Below are 17,693 nucleotides of genomic sequence, written 5' to 3' on the forward strand. Positions count from 1 at the left end.
GTCAATGATAGAAAAAATAAACCTCAATAATATCCTGTTTCTGGACATAGAAACGGTTCCTGAAACCGAAAATTTCAACGAGCTGGACTCAGAAATGAAAGATCTTTGGGAGCAGAAAACCCAATACCAACGCAAAGACGAATACAGTCCGGAGGATTTTTATGATCGCGCGGGTATTTGGGCCGAGTTTGGGAAAATTGTGTGTATTTCGGTCGGTTTTTTTGTGATAAAAGGGGATGTACGAAACTTTAGAGTGACTTCCTTTTTTGGTGACGAAAAGCAGCTTTTGAAGGATTTTAATAATCTGTTGAATAACCATTTCAACGGGCCTCAACATATTTTGTGTGGGCATAATGCCAAAGAATTTGATATTCCATTCCTTGCAAGGAGAATGATTATCAATCAAATTGCTATTCCGGATAAACTGAATTTATTTGGCAAAAAGCCTTGGGAAATTCCGCATTTAGATACTTTGGAATTATGGAAATTTGGTGATTACAAACATTTCACTTCATTAAAGTTGATGTGTAAAGTTCTTGGAATCCCTTCTCCCAAAGGCGATATCGACGGCAGTCAAGTTGGTCATGTTTTTTATGTTGACAAAGATATTGATCGAATTGTCATCTATTGTGAGAAAGATACCATTGCCGTGGCGCAAGTTTTTCTGCGTCTGCGAAGAGAGGATTTGTTGATTGAGGAAGAAATAATTCATGTTTAAATTAATTACAAAAAAAAGCGGGGAGGAAGTGTTTTTTATTGTATTTTCAGGTCTTTGTGTCCTTTTCAGAATCCTTTGTGAATTTTGTGGTTAAATAATTACATTTACAAAAAATATAAATTATGGTATTAAGTAGGTTTTGGTTGGTCATTTTTATTTCGTCGATTGCCTTTATTGTGGTCAGTTTGTTTACTGCTAATACTTATACCATTGATTATGTTTTGAATGGACACAAAGACGATCCGATTTTAATATCCGAAAAATACATCGATCAAATCCCGACTTTTGTCAAAGACAGCATTACCAAAGCACCCGAAAATACAATCGTAATCAATCGTGATCTTTCCAATGCCGATACGACTTACGTGTACAAAAATAAAACTGTAAAAATTTACAGTGGACTTCAAAAATCAGACGGTTTATTGCCCACTTGTAAAAGCACTTTGGTGGATTTAGTTTTACCGCTTATTGCTTATTTGGCTTTTTTCTGCGGATTGATGGAGCTTTTAATCATTTCTGGAGCTTCCGGAAAATTAGCCAAAGTATTGAGTCCGGTGTTTGTAAAAGTGTTTCCGAGTATTCCCAAAAATCATCCGTCTATCTCCTACATGACCTTGAATTTTGCAGCTAATTTCCTGGGATTAGATTCTGCCGCCACGCCATTTGGTTTGAAAGCCATGGAAAGTTTACAAGAAATAAACCCCGAAAAAGATAAGGCAAGTGATGCCCAAATTATGTTCATGTGTTTGCATGCTTCGGGACTTACTTTGATAGCGACTTCTATTATTGGATATCGCGCTGCCGCTGGCGCCAGCAATCCAGCTGATGTGATGTTGCCTTGTATTATCACTTCTTTTATTGGGACGATTGCTGCCTTTTTGATTGTTGGAATCAAGCAAAAAATTAATTTCAAAAGTGCTTCTTTAGTTGTGGGGTTAATGGTGTTAATTGCCGCCATTATTGGTTTGTTGATGTATGTAAACCATTTGGATTTAATAGGGAAAAACTATTTCACCTCTAATCTTTCTGGATTAATATTGGTTGGAATTATTGCTTTTACTTTGATTTTTTCCTTTATTAAGGAGAAAAAATTTACTGAGGCCAAAACCACCGTTTTCGATGCTTTTGTTGTTGGTGCTAATAACGGAGTAAAAACGGGAGTTGTTATTTTTCCTTATGTTTTGGGAATGTTAGTTGCCATTTCGTTATTTAGAAATAGTGGTTTGTTTGAAATTATAAGCAATTGGATCGCTTTCATTTTTTCGAATATGGGAGTAGGTAAACAAATTACCGATGCCTTGCCGGTTGCCTTGCTTCGTCCATTTAGTTCTGCAGGATCAAGAGGGTTTTTGATTGATTCGATGAATACTTTTGGAGCTGATTCGATGACAGGAAGGTTAAGTAGTATTTTTCAATGTAGTGCCGAAAGTACTTTTTATGTAATTGCCGTTTATTTTGGTTCGGTGAATATAAAAAATACGCGTTACGCTCTAGGTACAATGCTTTTAGTGGATGTAATTTGTGTGATTACGGCTATTTTTGTGGCTAGTTGGTTTTTTTAATATAAATAAGGGGGGAAACCATAGATTCTTGTAAATTAATTTGTGGAATTTGCGGTTTTTATTTTTAGAAGATTAGGAGTTTTAATCTATTTTTCATTCTTTTGAAAAAGGAACAATTAGATTAATTAATAACCAATCAAAAAACTAATAAAATGTCAAAATACACTAAATACATCGCCATAGGCTTAGTTGTTTTATTTCTAGTAACAAGTTTGTTGAGTTAAACAAAACTTATTCAATTTATTGACAAAAGTGTTTTTGCCTGTGTTGAGCAGTAGTGAAAGCACTTTTTTGCTTTCTTTTTTAACATAAAGATTAGTTTTTTTTATGATAATCACCTTAGTTAAGAAGCCATGCGACGATAAATAATTTTTATCTTTGTAAAAAACAATATTCAATGGACTTTATATACCAGGATCCTTATCCTATTTTAAAAGACGATACCCAATACCGAAAAATTACTTCTGATTACGTAAAAGTTGAAAAATTAGGCGAAAGAGAAATCTTAACCGTTGATCCAAAAGGATTAGAATTGCTTTCTCAAGAAGCGATGAAAGATGTTTCTTTTATGTTGCGAACTTCACATTTAGAAAAGCTAAAAGCAATTTTGGATGATCCCGAAGCTACAGATAACGATCGTTTTGTGGCTTACAATTTGCTGCAAAATGCTGTGGTAGCTATCGAAGGAGAATTACCTTCTTGTCAGGACACCGGAACGGCGATTGTAATGGCTAAAAAAGGTGAAGATGTCTATACGGGTGCCGATGATGCAGAATGGCTTTCTAAAGGGATTTTTAACACCTACCAAGAACGCAACTTGCGTTATTCTCAAATTGTGCCAATCAGTATGTTTGAAGAAAAGAACTCTGGTTCAAATCTTCCGGCACAGATTGATATTTATGCCAAGAAAGGGGCTTCTTATGAGTTTTTGTTTTTGGCCAAAGGTGGCGGTTCTGCGAACAAAACCTTTTTGTACCAAAAAACAAAATCGGTATTGAATGAAAAATCGATGGATGAGTTCATTCGTGAAAAAATAAAAGATTTAGGAACTTCTGCTTGCCCGCCATATCATTTGGCTTTTGTAGTGGGAGGAACTTCTGCCGAAGCGAATTTAGCTGCCGTTAAGAAAGCTTCTGCGGGTTATTTTGACAACCTTCCTACTTCCGGGAATATGTCTGGTCAGGCATTCCGTGATTTGGAATGGGAAAAGCGAGTGCAGTTGATCTGCCAAGAAAGTGCTATTGGAGCACAGTTTGGTGGAAAATATTTCACCCATGATGTACGCGTTATTCGTTTGCCGCGTCATGCCGCTTCTTGTCCGGTAGGATTGGGAGTTTCTTGTTCGGCTGATAGAAATATTAAAGGGAAAATTACCAAAGATGGTATTTTTGTTGAACAATTGGAAGTAAATCCTAAACGATTGTTGCCAGATGCAGCGCCGCATTTGGAACCGGCGGTTGAAGTTGATTTGAATCGTCCGATGGCAGATATTTTAGCTGAACTATCTAAATACCCAATCAGAACCCGTTTGAAATTAAATGGAACCTTGATTGTTGCTCGTGATATTGCCCATGCTAAAATAAAAGAACTATTAGATGCAGGGAAACCAATGCCGGAATATTTCAAGAACCATCCTGTTTATTATGCGGGTCCAGCTAAGACACCGGAAGGAATGGCTTCGGGGAGTTTTGGTCCAACTACTGCAGGGCGTATGGACGTTTATGTGGAAGAATTCCAAAAGCATGGCGGAAGTATGGTGATGCTTGCCAAAGGAAACCGTACCAAAGAGGTTATGAATGCTTGTAAGACTTATGGCGGATTCTATTTAGGATCTATTGGTGGTCCAGCAGCCATTTTAGCCAAAGAGAATATTCTTTCGGTTGAGGTTGTTGATTTTGAAGAATTAGGTATGGAAGCTGTTCGAAAAATTACGATTAAAGATTTTCCTGCTTTCATTATTACAGATGATAAAGGGAATGATTTCTTTGAGAATTTGTAATTTGGTTTAACCGCAAAGAATGCTGAGTTTTACACAAGTTTCGCAAAGTTTTATATAGAATAAGACCGCTAATTGTAGCGGTCTTGTTTGTTTTTATAGGGTTGTAATATTAATCAATCACCATTTCAGGGATATCTCCTTCGATAATTAACTCTGCTTCTGTGGAAGCGATAATATGTTCTACAGAAACTCCGGGAGCTCTTTCGAGTAATTTAAAACCTTTTGGAGTTACTTCTAAAACGGCCAATTCAGTCACTACTTTTTTAACGCAACCTACACCTGTTAAAGGGAGGCTACATTTTTTAAGGATTTTAGATTCCCCTGCTTTGTTGACGTGCATCATGGCAACTATAATGTTCTCGGCTGAAGCTACTAAATCCATTGCGCCGCCCATTCCTTTAACCATTTTTCCTGGGATTTTCCAGTTGGCGATATCACCGTTTTCGGCTACTTCCATGGCACCAAGAATGGTTAAATCTACTTTTTGGCTTCGAATCATTCCAAAGCTAAAAGCAGAATCAAAAAAACTGGCTCCCGCTAATGTTGTTATCGTTTGTTTTCCGGCATTAATTACATCGGCATCCTCTTCTCCTTCAAAAGGGAAAGGTCCCATGCCAAGAACGCCGTTTTCGCTTTGAAATTCAACGGAAATATCTGTTCTGACATAATTAGCCACCAATGTTGGAATTCCGATTCCTAAGTTTACATAATAGCCGTCTTTAACTTCTTTGGCTATTCTTTTTGCAATATCTATTTTATCTAAAGCCATATTTTTAATGTGTCAATTAGTGAATTAGAAAATTAGATAAGATTTTACATTATCTAATTAACTTATTTTCTCATTGTCTAATTCTTACGGTTCTTTGCTCAATTCTTTTTTCAAATACTTCACCTTTAAAGATACGTTGTACCATAATGCCGGGAATATGGATCTCGTTAGGATCCAATGAACCCACAGGTAAAAGTTCTTCTACTTCGGCAATGGTGATTTTTGCGGCACCAGCCATACAAGCGTTAAAGTTTCTTGCCGTTCCTTTAAAAATTAAATTTCCTGCTTCATCTCCTTTCCAGGCTTTTACAATCGCAAAATCGGCCTTGAAAGCGAGTTCCATGACATGCATTTTCCCGTTAAATTCACGAGTTTCTTTCCCTTCGGCAACTTCGGTACCATAACCCGCCGGAGTAAAGAAAGCAGGGATTCCCGCCTGGGCAGCACGGCATTTTTCGGCTAAAGTTCCTTGTGGCGTTAATTCAACATCTAATTCTCCAGAAAGCATCTGACGTTCAAATTCAACGTTTTCACCCACATAGGAAGAAATCATTTTTTTGATTTGTCTTTTCTGTAATAACAATCCAAGACCAAAATCATCAACACCGGCATTGTTAGAAATACAAGTCAGATCGTTGATTTCTTTTTTTACTAGTTCTGCGATAGAATTTTCGGGAATTCCGCATAATCCAAATCCGCCTAACATGATGGTCATTCCGTTTTCAACGCCTTGAAGAGCGTCTTGTACGGTGTTTACTTTTTTGTTAATCATATTATATGGTGCTTTTTAGTCCAGAGCGCATCAGTTTTTCTTGTTTTATATTCGATTCTTGTGAGTATTTTGGAATAGTAAAATTCACAAGAATCGAAATATTTTAAATTTAGAAATCAAATTCTTCTGTGTCTTGTTGAATATCAGTGGTGTCTTTTACAACTGGGGCACGATAACAATCTACTTTTATCGAAAGATTTGCGGGTCTTTCAAACTCTCCTTTTGATACTTTCAATTCGGGATCAGCATAACAAAGTTTCATGAAATACCCCCAGACAGGTAGGGCAGCAGTAGCACCTTGCCCATAAGTAAGGCTTTTAAATCGAGCAGAACGATCTTCGCAACCTACCCAAACACCAGTAACTAAATTAGGAACCATTCCCATGAACCAACCGTCAGATTGGTTTTGCGTAGTACCTGTTTTTCCGGCAATCGGATTTGTAAACATATAAGGATATCCGGTCCATCTCTTGTCACCGCTTCCGCCTCCTTGGGTTCTAAGTCTTGATCCAGAGCCACCTTCGGTAACACCTTCGAGTAATTTTATAACCGCAAAAGCGATGTCTTTATTTAATACGTCGTGGGATTCAGGGATAGGTTCGTAGATAACAACGCCACTTTTGTCTTCGATTCGGCTTAAAAATTGCGGTTTGGTATAAACACCTTGATTGGCAAAAGTACTGTATGCAGCTACCATATCTTCCACGGTAATGTCTACGGCTCCTAATGCTATCGAAGGTTGAGCAGGTATTTTGCCTTTTATTCCTAATTTGTGAGCCAAAGTAACAACAGCCTCAGGTCCTGTTTTGTCTATTAGTTTTGCTGAAATGGTATTGATAGAACCTGCCAATGCTTGTTTTAGGGTTACCATACCGCGGTATTTGTTGTCTGAGTTTCTAGGTTCCCAATCTTCGGTAACGTTATGGCGTCCTTTGCGAATCACAAACGGACCATCAATAATGGTGTCGCAAGGAGACATGTTTAATTGTTCAATTGCCGTTGCATAAACGAATGGTTTAAAAGTAGAACCTACTTGTCTTGCACCTTGGCCTACGTGATCGTATTGGAAGTATTTGTAATTAATTCCACCTACCCAGGCTTTGATATTTCCTGTTTGCGGCTCCATGGCCATTAAGCCAGATTGTAAAAAATGCTTGTAGTAACGAATAGAATCCATTGGAGTCATAATCGTATCTCTTTCGCCTTTCCAAGTAAACACGGTCATTTGTGTTTTTTTATTGAAAGATTCTATGATTTCATCATCACTTTTGTCCATTGATTTCATAATAGACCATCTGTTTGAAGATTTCATAGCTTGTTTTAAAATACGCTGTGTTTCGGCCTGTGAGATGTTTACAAAAGGAGCATTTTTATTGCCTTTTGACTGAATAAAAAATTCTTCTTGAAGGTTTGCCATGTGAGCCGAAACGGCTTCTTCGGCATGCAATTGCATTCTAGAATCAATAGTAGTGTAAATTTTTAATCCGTCTTTATAGATATCATAATCAGATCCATCTGGTTTTTTATTTTGCTCTACCCATTTTTTCATGTAATCACGCAAGTATTCTCTAAAATAAGTGGCAGTTCCTTCTCTATGGCTTTCCAATTTGAATTTTAAAGAAATAGGTAGGCTTTGTAGTTTTTCTTTTTGCTCTTTGGTGATCATGTGCTCTTTTTCCATTTGAGCAAGCACAACATTTCTTCGGTTTTTTACACCTTGCGGGTTTCTTACCGGATTGTAAAGTCCGGAGTTTTTGAACATTCCAACTAAAATAGCGGATTCATCGATTGTCAAATCTTTTGGAGCTTTTGAAAAATAAGTTTGTGCAGCAGAACTTACGCCTACAGAATAATTTCCAAAATCGTATACATTACAGTACATGGCTAGGATTTCATTCTTAGTGTATTGTCTCTCTAAGCGGATTGCAATGATCCATTCCTTGGCTTTTTGTACAATTCTAAAAGGTAAAAACTTAGAACCTTCCCCATGAAACAACTGCTTGGCTAATTGTTGGGTCAGAGTACTTGCTCCTCCGCTTGTTCCTAAACTTGCAATTGCTCTCAAAGTTCCTCTTCCGTCAATACCGGAGTGTTCGTAAAAACGTTCGTCTTCTGTCGCAACTAAAGCATCTACGAGGTTTTTAGGTAAATCAGAATATTTTAATTGAGATCGGTTTTTTTGAAAATATTTACCCAAAATTACTCCATCAGAAGAGATAATCTCAGTAGCTAAATTCGAGTCTGGATTTTCTAGATCCTCAAAGGAAGGCATGGAGCCAAAGAGTCCCCAAGAGGCAAATACGAAAAATAGAAGGATGGCTCCCATTCCGTAAAAGAAAAACTTCCAAAACGCTTTAGTATAATACTTGAAATTTTTCTCAGTATTAGTAGTCTTATTATTTTTTTTCGCAGCCATAAATTATCTTAATCTTTGTTTTCAATTCGTAAACCTACTTCGGTAATTCCTTCTAATCGTTCGACTCCGGGAACTTTTCCGGTTTCTCTCACAGCTTGTTTTATGTTGACTTTGTATTTACCTCTAAATTTTACATTTTCCTTATAGAACAATTTGCTTTCTTTTATATCGGTAAAGCCATCGCCAAGCAAGGTTCCATCTGGGCTTGCCATTTGATATTCTAAGGTGTCCACTTTTGTGTAGCCATTTGGCTTTTCCAGAGTAACAATCAAAAAAAGATTGTTGAATTGGTAATTATTGTTGCCTCTTATGTTTATAAATAAATTATATCGTTTTGTTGAGTCTAATTCTGGTAAATTAAAAGATACAATACTGTCTTTATGCCAGGCACTGCCTACGGATTTGTATTCATCAAATACTCTTTTTTCGTCACATGAAGAAAAAAGAATCACAATCAAAAGGAGAAAAACACTATTTTTTATTCTCATTTTTTTTAATAATTATTGGTTTTCTAGGTTCTGCCGGCTTTTTATCGTTTGAAGGATTTGGGCGTTTATTGTTGCTATTTGCAGGTTTATTATTGTTATTTGGTTTGGGTTTATTGGCAACAATTGCATTTTCACCTGCAGGTCTTGGTTTTTTGTTCGGTTTTTTCTTTTTCTTAGGTTGGTCAAAACGGGTTAGACTTTCTTGTCCCATTGCATTGTTAAAGTCTTTTTCTCTTTCCTGAACAATTTCGATTGCAAAATCCTCAAGAGCCGAAACTTTGTTTTTAAGTTTGTTTTCGGCAATGATTTCTTTTACTTTTTCGATTTTTAAGACATGCCAATTGGCAAAATTATTGGTGTAAGCAAACCACATTAACCCTTTGAAAATATCTTGTTTTTGACAAATAGCGTCGCCTTTTTCGGTAACTAATTTCGTGTCAAAATCAGGGAAACCTTTCAAAGCATCCATGTAAGTGTCTAGCTCATAGTTTAAACAGCATTTTAATTTACCGCACTGCCCAGCTAGTTTTTGAGGGTTTAAAGACAATTGTTGGTAACGCGCCGCGGAAGTGTTGACACTTCTAAAATCGGTTAACCAAGTAGAACAGCAAAGTTCTCTACCACAAGAACCAATTCCTCCTAAACGGGCAGCTTCCTGACGGAAACCTACCTGTTTCATCTCAACTCTAGTACTGAATTCTTTGGCAAAATCTTTAATTAAAAGTCTAAAATCGACCCTGTCATTAGCCGTGTAATAAAAAGTAGCTTTAGAACCATCTCCTTGAAACTCAATGTCCGAAATTTTCATTTCCAGTTTTTGAGCTATCGCTAATTCACGTGCTCGAACCTTCATAGGCTCTTCTTTTGCTCGTGCTGCTGACCAGATATCGATGTCTTTTTGAGATGCTTTTCTGTATATTTTTGGAACCTCATTACTGTTAGAATTTACTCCTTTTTTCTTCATTTGAATTTTTACCAATTCTCCTGTCAAGGTTACAATTCCAATGTCATGCCCCGGAGAAGCGACTGTTGCTACAATGTCTCCAATACTTAGCGTTAGTTTTTCGGTATTGCGAAAAAATTCTTTTCTTCCATTTTTAAAACGAACTTCGACACAGTCAAAAGGAGCTTCGCCATTAGGTAAACTCATATTAGAAAGCCAATCGAAAACAGTTAATTTGTTGCAGCTATCGGTGCCGCAGGTCCCATTATTTTTACAACCCTTTGGTGCGCCACCATCAGAGGTTGAACAACTTGTACATGCCATAATTTTATATGTAGTGTTGTGACCGGCACAACTTAAGTTCTTAAAACGATTAATGTGTAAAGATAGTATTTTTTAATTTTATGTTACAACCGTTGAAAATGTAAGAAAGTGATAAAATTTTATTAAAAAACCCATTACAATTGTTGTCGTAATGGGTTAGATATTAGTCTGTTTTTGGTGGATTTAAGTCTCTTTCACCGTAATTATTTTTACCGGGCAGGCTTTTGCGGCCAATTCACAATGTTCAGCAATGGAATGATCCTGTGATTTTAAGGTGTGAAAACCTTTGGCGTTTTGCGAATGAAGCAAAACCGATTTCCCGTCTTTTTTTGACATTTGAAATTGAACAGGAGCCATTTCGACGCAATAATTGCAACCAATGCATTTGTCTCTTTGTAAGCTTACAATGACCATTAGGCTTCCACGATTTTATATAATTTGTCCGACATTCTAATTTTAAATGGCAATTTCAAAGTGCAATCATCGCCTTTTGTTGCTTTTTCGGCTACAGTATCATTTACATACATTTCGTCGATTATCATTTCTTGTGATCCGGTACTTGGTCCGGTTACAAGGATTTTATCGCCAATTTTTATGTCGTAAGCTTCGATTTTGAATTGTCCGACTGCTGCTTTTGGAAAAAAATGCGTTCCTTTTCCCACATAGACTTTTTTCTGAGTCGCCATAGATCCCGAAACATCGCTCCATTCGCCCAATTCCTGTCCGAGATAATATCCTGACCAAAAACCGCGGTTGTAAACGGTGTTCAAAGCTTCCATCCAAATGGCTACTTTTTCTTTAGAAAATGTGTTGTCATAGTAACTGTCTATCGCTTCTCTGTAAGTTTTTATTACGGTAGCCACATATTCCGGAGCACGACCACGACCTTCGATTTTTAAGACCTGAATGCCGGAATCAATTACCTGATCCAGAAAATCAAGAGTGCATAAATCTTTTGGCGACATCATGTATTCGTTGTCGAGTTCGATCTCAAAACCGGTTTCCTGATCGATAACGGTGTATTTTTTACGGCAATTTTGCTTGCAGGCGCCACGATTTGCCGAAGAATTATTTGAATGCAGACTCAAATAACATTTTCCGGAAACCGCCATGCACAAAGCACCATGACCGAAAATTTCAATTTCGACTAAATTTCCGTTAGGACCTTTGATGTCTTCTTTTTTGATTTGATCGGTGATGTTTTTCACCTGACGCAAGCTCAATTCGCGACTCAAAACCATCGTATCTGCAAATAGGCTGTAGAATTTTATGGTTTCGATATTGGTCACATTCAGTTGGGTCGAAATGTGTACTTCCATTCCGATTCCTCTTGCCATAGCAATCACAGCTTGGTCTGATGCGATTACTGCGGTGATATTGGCTTCCTTGGCTTTGTTCAATAATGTTTTGACCACAGATAAATCATGATCATAAATTATGGTATTTAAAGTCAGATAGCTTCGAACGTTTTTAACCGCACACCGACTTGCAATTTCAGCCAGATCGTCAATAGTGAAATTTACTGTTGAACGTGCGCGCATGTTGAGCTGCTCTACACCAAAATAAACGGAATCAGCGCCATTATCAAGCGCAGCCTGAAGTGACTCAAAGCTCCCAGCGGGAGCCATGAGCTCAATTTTATTGTGTATTGACATGATAAATTAGTCTAAGATTTTATATAATTTATCAGATAGTCGAATACGGAAAGGGACAGTGAAGGTTGCTTTATCGCCTATTTTTGCTTGATTAGCTTCTGTTCCGTTGACAAACATTTTTTCTAAAACCAATTCTTGGTTTCCGGTTGTAGGTCCCGAAATTAAGATTCTATCACCTACTTTCAATTCTTGATTTTCGATGATGAAAAGTCCCACTTGAGCTTTTACATAATAATGTTCTGCTTTACCAAGTAATACCTTTTTTACTTTTATTTTTTGGCGAATATCAGTCGATTTTGAAGCAGTTGCCAAAGCGACATTTGATAATTCTCCCGAAAGTTTGAATTTTAAACTTTCAGATTTTCCTTTTCTAAATACTTTATTGCCTACTTGTTTTCCGGTTCTTAATTTTACCTGTTCGGCCAAAGTCATATGGGTGATTTCTTGACATTCGGAAGAACAGCAATTTTCCATAGCGACTTTACATTCATCACATTGGATGAATAATAAGTGACATCCGTCGTTGCCACAATTGGTATGATTATCACAAGGTTTTCCGCATTGATGACATTGAGAAACAATATCATCGGTGATTCTTTCGCCCAAACGGTTGTCGAATACGAAGTTTTTTCCAATGAATTTGCTTTCTAGACCTTCTGCTTCAATTTGTTTTGCGTAATTGATGATTCCGCCTTCTAATTGGAAAACTTTTTTAAAACCTTGGTGTTTGAAATAAGCACTTGCTTTTTCGCAACGGATTCCTCCGGTGCAATACATTACCAGATTTTTATCTTCTTTGTGATCTTGCAGTTGTTCATTAATTATGGGTAAACTTTCTCTGAAAGTTTCAACGTCTGGTGTTATGGCGTTTTTGAAATGACCAACTTCACTTTCATAGTGATTTCTAAAATCAACGACTATGGTGTTTGGATCATCCAAAATTTCATTGAATTCCTTGGCTTTTAAGTGGATTCCTTTATTAGTTACATCGAAAGTTTCGTCGTTTAGACCGTCAGCAACAATTTTGTGACGTACTTTAATGGTAAGTTTTAAAAACGCGTGGTCATCATGTTCTACGGCTACATTCAAACGAATGCCTTTCATGAAATCATAAACTTCTAAAGTTGCTTTGAAAGCATCGAAATTTTCGGCAGGAACGTTCATTTGAGCGTTTATACCTTCGTGGGCTACGTAAATTCGGCCTAGTGCATCGAGTGCATTCCAAGCAATAAATAAATCGTCGCGAAATTTTTTGGGATCTTCAATTTTGGCATACGCATAGAAAGACAACGTAAGACGTTGTTTGCCCGCTTGATCAATCAATTCGGCTCTTTCTTCTGCGCTTAAGGTGTTATACAGTTGCATGCTATAAACGTTTAAGTGAGAAAATATGTTGTGAACTCTAAATGGAAGAATTCGGGCGCAAAGTTAGTTTTTTACTGCAAAGCCACAAAAAATTTTATCAAAGTTCGTCAGATTTAAAAAAAAGCAAACCGCTATAAATAAAAAAACCACGAATGAACGTGGTTTTAGTCTGGTTTTTTTACTGGATTAACAGTACTCGTTGAAAGCGTCTTTCAAGTTTTCGGCAATCATTTCAGCTGGACGTCCTTCGATGTGGTGACGCTCTAGCATGTGAACCAATTCACCGTTTTTGAACAATGCCATAGATGGAGAAGATGGAGGAAAAGGGAACATGTGTTGTCTTGCCGCGTCTACCGCTTCTTTGTCAACACCAGCAAAAACCGTGATTAAATGATCTGGTTTTTTTGCTCCTTCTAAGCTCATTTTTGCTCCCGGACGCGCATTTCTTGCAGCACAACCACAAACTGAATTTACAACCACTAGAGTTGTTCCTTCTGCTTTTATTGCGTTTTCTACTGCTTCAGCACTATGTAAATCTTGAAAACCTGCTACTGTTAATTCAGCTTGCATTGGTTTTACCATTTCTTCTGGATACATATCGTTGTATTTTAAATATTAATTTTTAATTAGGCAAAGTTACGAAGTTTGCAAAGAACTCCATTGTTTGCATTATAAAGTTTTGTTATTGTTTGATAGTTACTGTTTTGTTATTAAAATAAATTACGTGTTGATCGAATTAAAGCATGCATAAACGGGATTTTAGGACATTTCCAAATGACTTGAAGATCTTCGGCGAAAGTTGTTTCTTCATCCAAAAATTTAAAAATCAAGCTTGGATTTCCTTTTTTGAATAGAGATGAAAATATGGAAGCACCCAATTCATTTTTCCGGTCTAAAATATCCAAAAGCAATAAGTCATAAAACCAGAATTTGTTTTTTTTATGGAATCGTCTAAAGTCCGTTTCTTTTTGTAAAAAAGCGACTAATTCCGTCGACTTTTTATCGGAATTTTTAAAGGTGTAACCCGTGCTGGCTTTGGTCCATCCTCCGGCAGTGCCTATATTCAGTGCTTTTTTGGTGTTTTTTTTCCAAAAAGGATAGCAAGTCATCGGGATGCTACCCTGTTCTTTTTCGGTAATTTCATAATTTTGAATACCCAGTTTTTGGATGTATTTTTCAATTTCAAGTTCGTATTCTTTTTTTTCTAATAATTGATGTGAAAACAAGGTATATTCCAATAAAGCTTCGGTTTTAGAAATCGGCAACACATACATAAAACGAGTATTTCTTTTTTGTTCAACCGAGAAATCCATGAAAGTAGCTTGCTCGGGATTGAAAGCGGCTTCCTTGCTTTTGATGAACCAACCTATAAAATGTTGTTGCAAAACAGGATATTGGCTTTGGTTTTCTACTTCCGATTTTCGGTAAATGCTGTTCAAGAGTTTTCCGCAGGTGTAACTTTCTTTTTCTGTTGCCACAAATACGTGGTTTTCGAGCTCGTTGATGTCGGTTACTTTTTGATTTGCGAAAGTTATATTAGATTGTTCCGAAATCAGTTCGAAAACTTGATTGTAGAAATCCAATCCTTTTACCATATTGTATTGATACGGTTTTAAATCGAGATCGCGACTAAAATCAGCATTGGCAAACAAAGCCGAATCCCATTTTTTAGAAATGCTCTTTTCCCAAATAGAATCTTCGGTTTTCCAAAAACACCAGGTTCTGTCATTGTCTTTTTTGGTATTTTGATCGATTAACAAAATGGATTTATCGGCAAATTTGCCGGATTCAATCATTTTATAGATCGTCATCAATGCCGCTAAACCTGTACCCGTGAAAATGTAATCGAAGTGCTTCATGTTAATTGGAGGAAATTCTTCTCAAAAATAGCGAATTATTTCAGTTTGTCAAGGATCTGAATTAAGGCTTTGGTCGTAACGTAAGAATGTTGTTGGAATAAAATGGAGTTATCCTTTTCCAGAATAGTCAATGTAGGATAAACGACTTGGTTGTCTATGGTTGCTAATGCTGCGGCCAATTCGTGAATTCCGGTGTTAGGTCCTGTTGGTTCGAATTGGAATCTATGATTTTTGAAAAGGATGTCTCGTCTAGTCTCGGCATCAAATGCAATGAAATAGTAATGTCCGTTTAATGCTGCAATAATCTTTGGATCTTTGAAAGTCGAATTTTCCATTATTTTGCAATAGTTGCACCAAGAAGTATGGATAAAAATGACAATGGGTTTCGGGTTTTCTTTGGATAATTGTTCTACTTCTTCAAAGGAATGTGTTTTCAATTGGGCAAAACCAGATGGAATTACCAAAAGAAAAAGCAGTATTATGAAAAGATCTTTTTTCATTATTTCAAAGTATATCTTAAACCCAAAAAGCTTCGGATTCCTTGGTTTGGGCCGTAAACATAATTTGGGTCAAATGTCAACGCATACGGATTATTTGCTGTGGCTAGAACATTTCCGATAGCGTCATATTGCACGTTTTTGTCAAAAGGATCGTTAGCCCTTGCAATAATAAACGGGTTTCCTTTATTTGGCGTCCAGTTCAGTAAATTTTTCACACCGGCATAGATTTCTATGTTTTTAAACTTGTTGAAAGTGAATTGGATATTTTGGATACTCCAAGTGGGAGAATATTCTTTTCGCGGGTCTAATGTACCCAATAACGGCAGACGCATTGGTCCATATAGATTTCCGGTGTAGTCAACATCTAAGAATAGTTTGTTGATGCGATAGGAAACTGCCCAAGTCCCTGAAAATTTTTCGGTAAGAATTTGTTGGGTTGTAGTGTTGTTTTCGGTTTTGGAAACATCCATGAAAGTACCACCTATAATCATTTTCAAACCATTGTTGAAGACCAAATCAATATTGGTACTTATTCCTTTGGTAACGGCGTAACCATCTAAATTTTTATAGATAATCTGGTTTGGATTGCTGTCGTAATCCGGAATGATTGAATTGCTAAAGCGGGTGTACCAAGCGGTAGTTTCAATGCCGATAAAATTGCCGTTTTTGCTGTAAATTTTCTTCAGATAGTTCAAATTAGCATTGTAAGAACGCTCCGGTTTTAATTCTTCCAATACAATCACATCGCGCGAACCTGTTAAAGCAGCGTGTTCTTCGGTAAAAAGATTAACGATTCTAAAACCCGTTCCGGTGTTAAATCGTAAAATATTATTGTCGTTTATTTTCCATTTATAGGCAAGACGTGGAGTGAAAATGGAACCATGATTGCGGTTGTAGTCGTAGCGGGCACCGAGAAGCACTTTGTGGTTTTCGTTAAAACTTATTTCGTCCTGTACAAATAAACTCGGAATCCAATTGACATCTTCGTTGATAGTTGCCGTGGTATTGTCATCGTAATATTGATAGCGTAGGGCAGTGCCAAAAAGCAAATCGTGGTTTTCTATTTTTTTGTCCCAAGTCAGTTGTCCAAAACCAATGCGCTGTTTGGCGAGATAAGGAATGTTTCCATAAACCGAGTTCTGATCGTGATCTGTGTAAGAAAAGGAAAATAACATTTTCTCGGCAATGGGAAGCTCATAAGCACCGAGCAATTCCCAGCGCTTGGTGTAAATGCTTTCGCCATAGATCTCACTTCCACCACGATATTTTTTCTCCCATTGCAACTCGCCTCCCCAGCGGTCTTCATAAAAATAACGCCCCGCCAAAGAGAATAACTTGTTGCTTTTTCGATTAAAATTCCATTTTTGGAAAACCGAGATTCTGTCCTGTAAGGTTAAATCAGTAAAATTATCGTTATTATTGTCAATTGGGTTGCTGTAATTAAAATAATTAATTCCGGTTAACAACGAAGTGTTTTTGCTAATGTTGGCTTTAAAACCCAGATCTACATTGAGTTCTCCCCAATCCGTTAGGAAAGAATCTGCAGAGAAAACAGCAGCATTTTTTGGGTTTTTGGTGATGATATTTATTAATCCGCCCACGGCTTCGCTTCCGTATAAAGAAGAGGCTGGACCTTTAACTATTTCGATACGTTCCAATAAAGAATTAGGAATTCCGGACAGACCGTAAACCGTTGAAAGTCCGCTTACAATTGGCATTCCGTCAATTAAAACTAAGGTGTATGGACCTTCAAGACCATTAATGTGAATGTCGCCGGTGTTGCAAACATTGCAATTCAGTTGCGGACGCACGCCGTTGACGTTTTGTAAAGCCTCAAAGATGTTTGCCGTTGGGTTTTTCTTGAAAAATACAGGTTTGTAAACTTCAACAGGAACAGGACTTTCTATTCGGGACACCGGTTTTAAGGTTCCTGTTACAACCACTTCGTCCAACGTATTGTTTTCTTGCAAATCAAAATCCAAAAAAACTTCAGTGGTATCGCTAACAATAATGTTTTTTGTTTGGGATTTAAAACCAGTATAGGAAACATGAATTTCATAGTTTCCGTTTGAAATGTTTTTAATTATAAAGTTACCATCTCGATCACTTATCGTCGATTTTTTTATATTTTTTAGAACAATATTGGCGTGTTGCAAAGGCATCGCATCCGAAGAAACCTTTCCTTTTATGCTAGTTTGAGCAAATGATGCGGAATTAATTAGAATAATAAAAAGCAGAATTAAATTTCTCACAACAAAATTTTTAGATTAGTTTTTGATTTAAATTTAGACAAATCTAAAAATTATATTTGATAAAGCAAAAA

General features: G+C 36.9%; 15 protein-coding genes. 3 read left to right on the forward strand and 12 right to left on the reverse strand.

Going from position 1 to position 17,693, the window contains the following annotated elements:
* Window positions 1-4: 4 nt before the first annotated feature.
* From ACMDB5_RS04370 to ACMDB5_RS04380, 3 genes are all read left to right on the forward strand, one after another.
* Window positions 5-718, forward strand: coding sequence for a 3'-5' exonuclease (locus tag ACMDB5_RS04370; protein ID WP_413999799.1), 714 nt, complete (start codon window positions 5-7; stop codon window positions 716-718).
* A 122-nt stretch (window positions 719-840) separates the two neighbouring features.
* Window positions 841-2,280: a nucleoside recognition domain-containing protein gene (locus tag ACMDB5_RS04375; RefSeq protein ID WP_413999800.1), complete on the forward strand. Its 1,440-nt coding sequence runs from the start codon at window positions 841-843 to the stop codon at window positions 2,278-2,280.
* A 397-nt stretch (window positions 2,281-2,677) separates the two neighbouring features.
* Entirely contained in the window at window positions 2,678-4,279 is a 1,602-nt protein-coding gene (locus tag ACMDB5_RS04380) for a fumarate hydratase (protein ID WP_413999801.1), read from the forward strand.
* A 109-nt stretch (window positions 4,280-4,388) separates the two neighbouring features.
* On the opposite strand, the gene ACMDB5_RS04385 is transcribed toward ACMDB5_RS04380, so the two are convergent.
* The 12 genes from ACMDB5_RS04385 to ACMDB5_RS04440 form a co-directional block, all read right to left on the reverse strand.
* On the reverse strand, window positions 4,389-5,048 hold the full coding sequence (locus ACMDB5_RS04385; RefSeq protein WP_413999802.1) for a 3-oxoacid CoA-transferase subunit B: 660 nt from the start codon (window positions 5,046-5,048) through the stop codon (window positions 4,389-4,391).
* 70 nt (window positions 5,049-5,118) lie between these two features.
* Complete coding sequence (locus ACMDB5_RS04390) at window positions 5,119-5,820, reverse strand: CoA transferase subunit A (RefSeq protein ID WP_413999803.1); 702 nt, start codon at window positions 5,818-5,820, stop codon at window positions 5,119-5,121.
* A gap of 109 nt (window positions 5,821-5,929) precedes the next feature.
* The gene (locus ACMDB5_RS04395) at window positions 5,930-8,236 is read right to left on the reverse strand and encodes a penicillin-binding protein 1A (protein WP_413999804.1); all 2,307 of its coding nucleotides are present in this window, start codon (window positions 8,234-8,236) and stop codon (window positions 5,930-5,932) included.
* An 8-nt stretch (window positions 8,237-8,244) separates the two neighbouring features.
* Entirely contained in the window at window positions 8,245-8,724 is a 480-nt protein-coding gene (locus ACMDB5_RS04400; protein ID WP_413999805.1) for a gliding motility lipoprotein GldH, read from the reverse strand.
* Entirely contained in the window at window positions 8,708-9,991 is a 1,284-nt protein-coding gene (locus ACMDB5_RS04405) for a stage 0 sporulation family protein (protein ID WP_413999806.1), read from the reverse strand. The genes ACMDB5_RS04400 and ACMDB5_RS04405 overlap by 17 nt, the downstream gene beginning before the upstream one ends.
* Window positions 9,992-10,174: 183 nt before the next feature.
* Window positions 10,175-10,405 (reverse strand): ferredoxin, encoded by a 231-nt coding sequence (locus ACMDB5_RS04410; RefSeq protein ID WP_413999807.1) that lies wholly within the window; start codon window positions 10,403-10,405, stop codon window positions 10,175-10,177.
* Window positions 10,405-11,646, reverse strand: coding sequence for a peptidase U32 family protein (locus tag ACMDB5_RS04415; RefSeq protein WP_413999808.1), 1,242 nt, complete (start codon window positions 11,644-11,646; stop codon window positions 10,405-10,407). The genes ACMDB5_RS04410 and ACMDB5_RS04415 overlap by 1 nt, the downstream gene beginning before the upstream one ends.
* Before the next feature lie 6 nt (window positions 11,647-11,652).
* Window positions 11,653-13,011: a rhodanese-related sulfurtransferase gene (locus ACMDB5_RS04420; protein ID WP_413999809.1), complete on the reverse strand. Its 1,359-nt coding sequence runs from the start codon at window positions 13,009-13,011 to the stop codon at window positions 11,653-11,655.
* A 186-nt stretch (window positions 13,012-13,197) separates the two neighbouring features.
* Window positions 13,198-13,608, reverse strand: coding sequence for a BrxA/BrxB family bacilliredoxin (locus ACMDB5_RS04425; RefSeq protein WP_413999810.1), 411 nt, complete (start codon window positions 13,606-13,608; stop codon window positions 13,198-13,200).
* Between the two features lie 113 nt (window positions 13,609-13,721).
* Complete coding sequence (locus ACMDB5_RS04430) at window positions 13,722-14,870, reverse strand: lycopene cyclase family protein (RefSeq protein WP_413999811.1); 1,149 nt, start codon at window positions 14,868-14,870, stop codon at window positions 13,722-13,724.
* Window positions 14,871-14,905: 35 nt separating this feature from the next.
* A complete protein-coding gene (locus ACMDB5_RS04435) occupies window positions 14,906-15,370 on the reverse strand; it encodes a thioredoxin family protein (protein ID WP_413999812.1) in 465 nt (154 codons plus the stop codon).
* The gene (locus tag ACMDB5_RS04440; protein WP_413999813.1) at window positions 15,370-17,622 is read right to left on the reverse strand and encodes a TonB-dependent receptor; all 2,253 of its coding nucleotides are present in this window, start codon (window positions 17,620-17,622) and stop codon (window positions 15,370-15,372) included. Before ACMDB5_RS04440 ends, ACMDB5_RS04435 begins: the two co-directional genes overlap by 1 nt.
* Window positions 17,623-17,693: the final 71 nt, after the last annotated feature.

The sequence above is a fragment of the Flavobacterium sp. W1B genome (assembly GCF_047344965.1).
Classification (GTDB): domain Bacteria; phylum Bacteroidota; class Bacteroidia; order Flavobacteriales; family Flavobacteriaceae; genus Flavobacterium.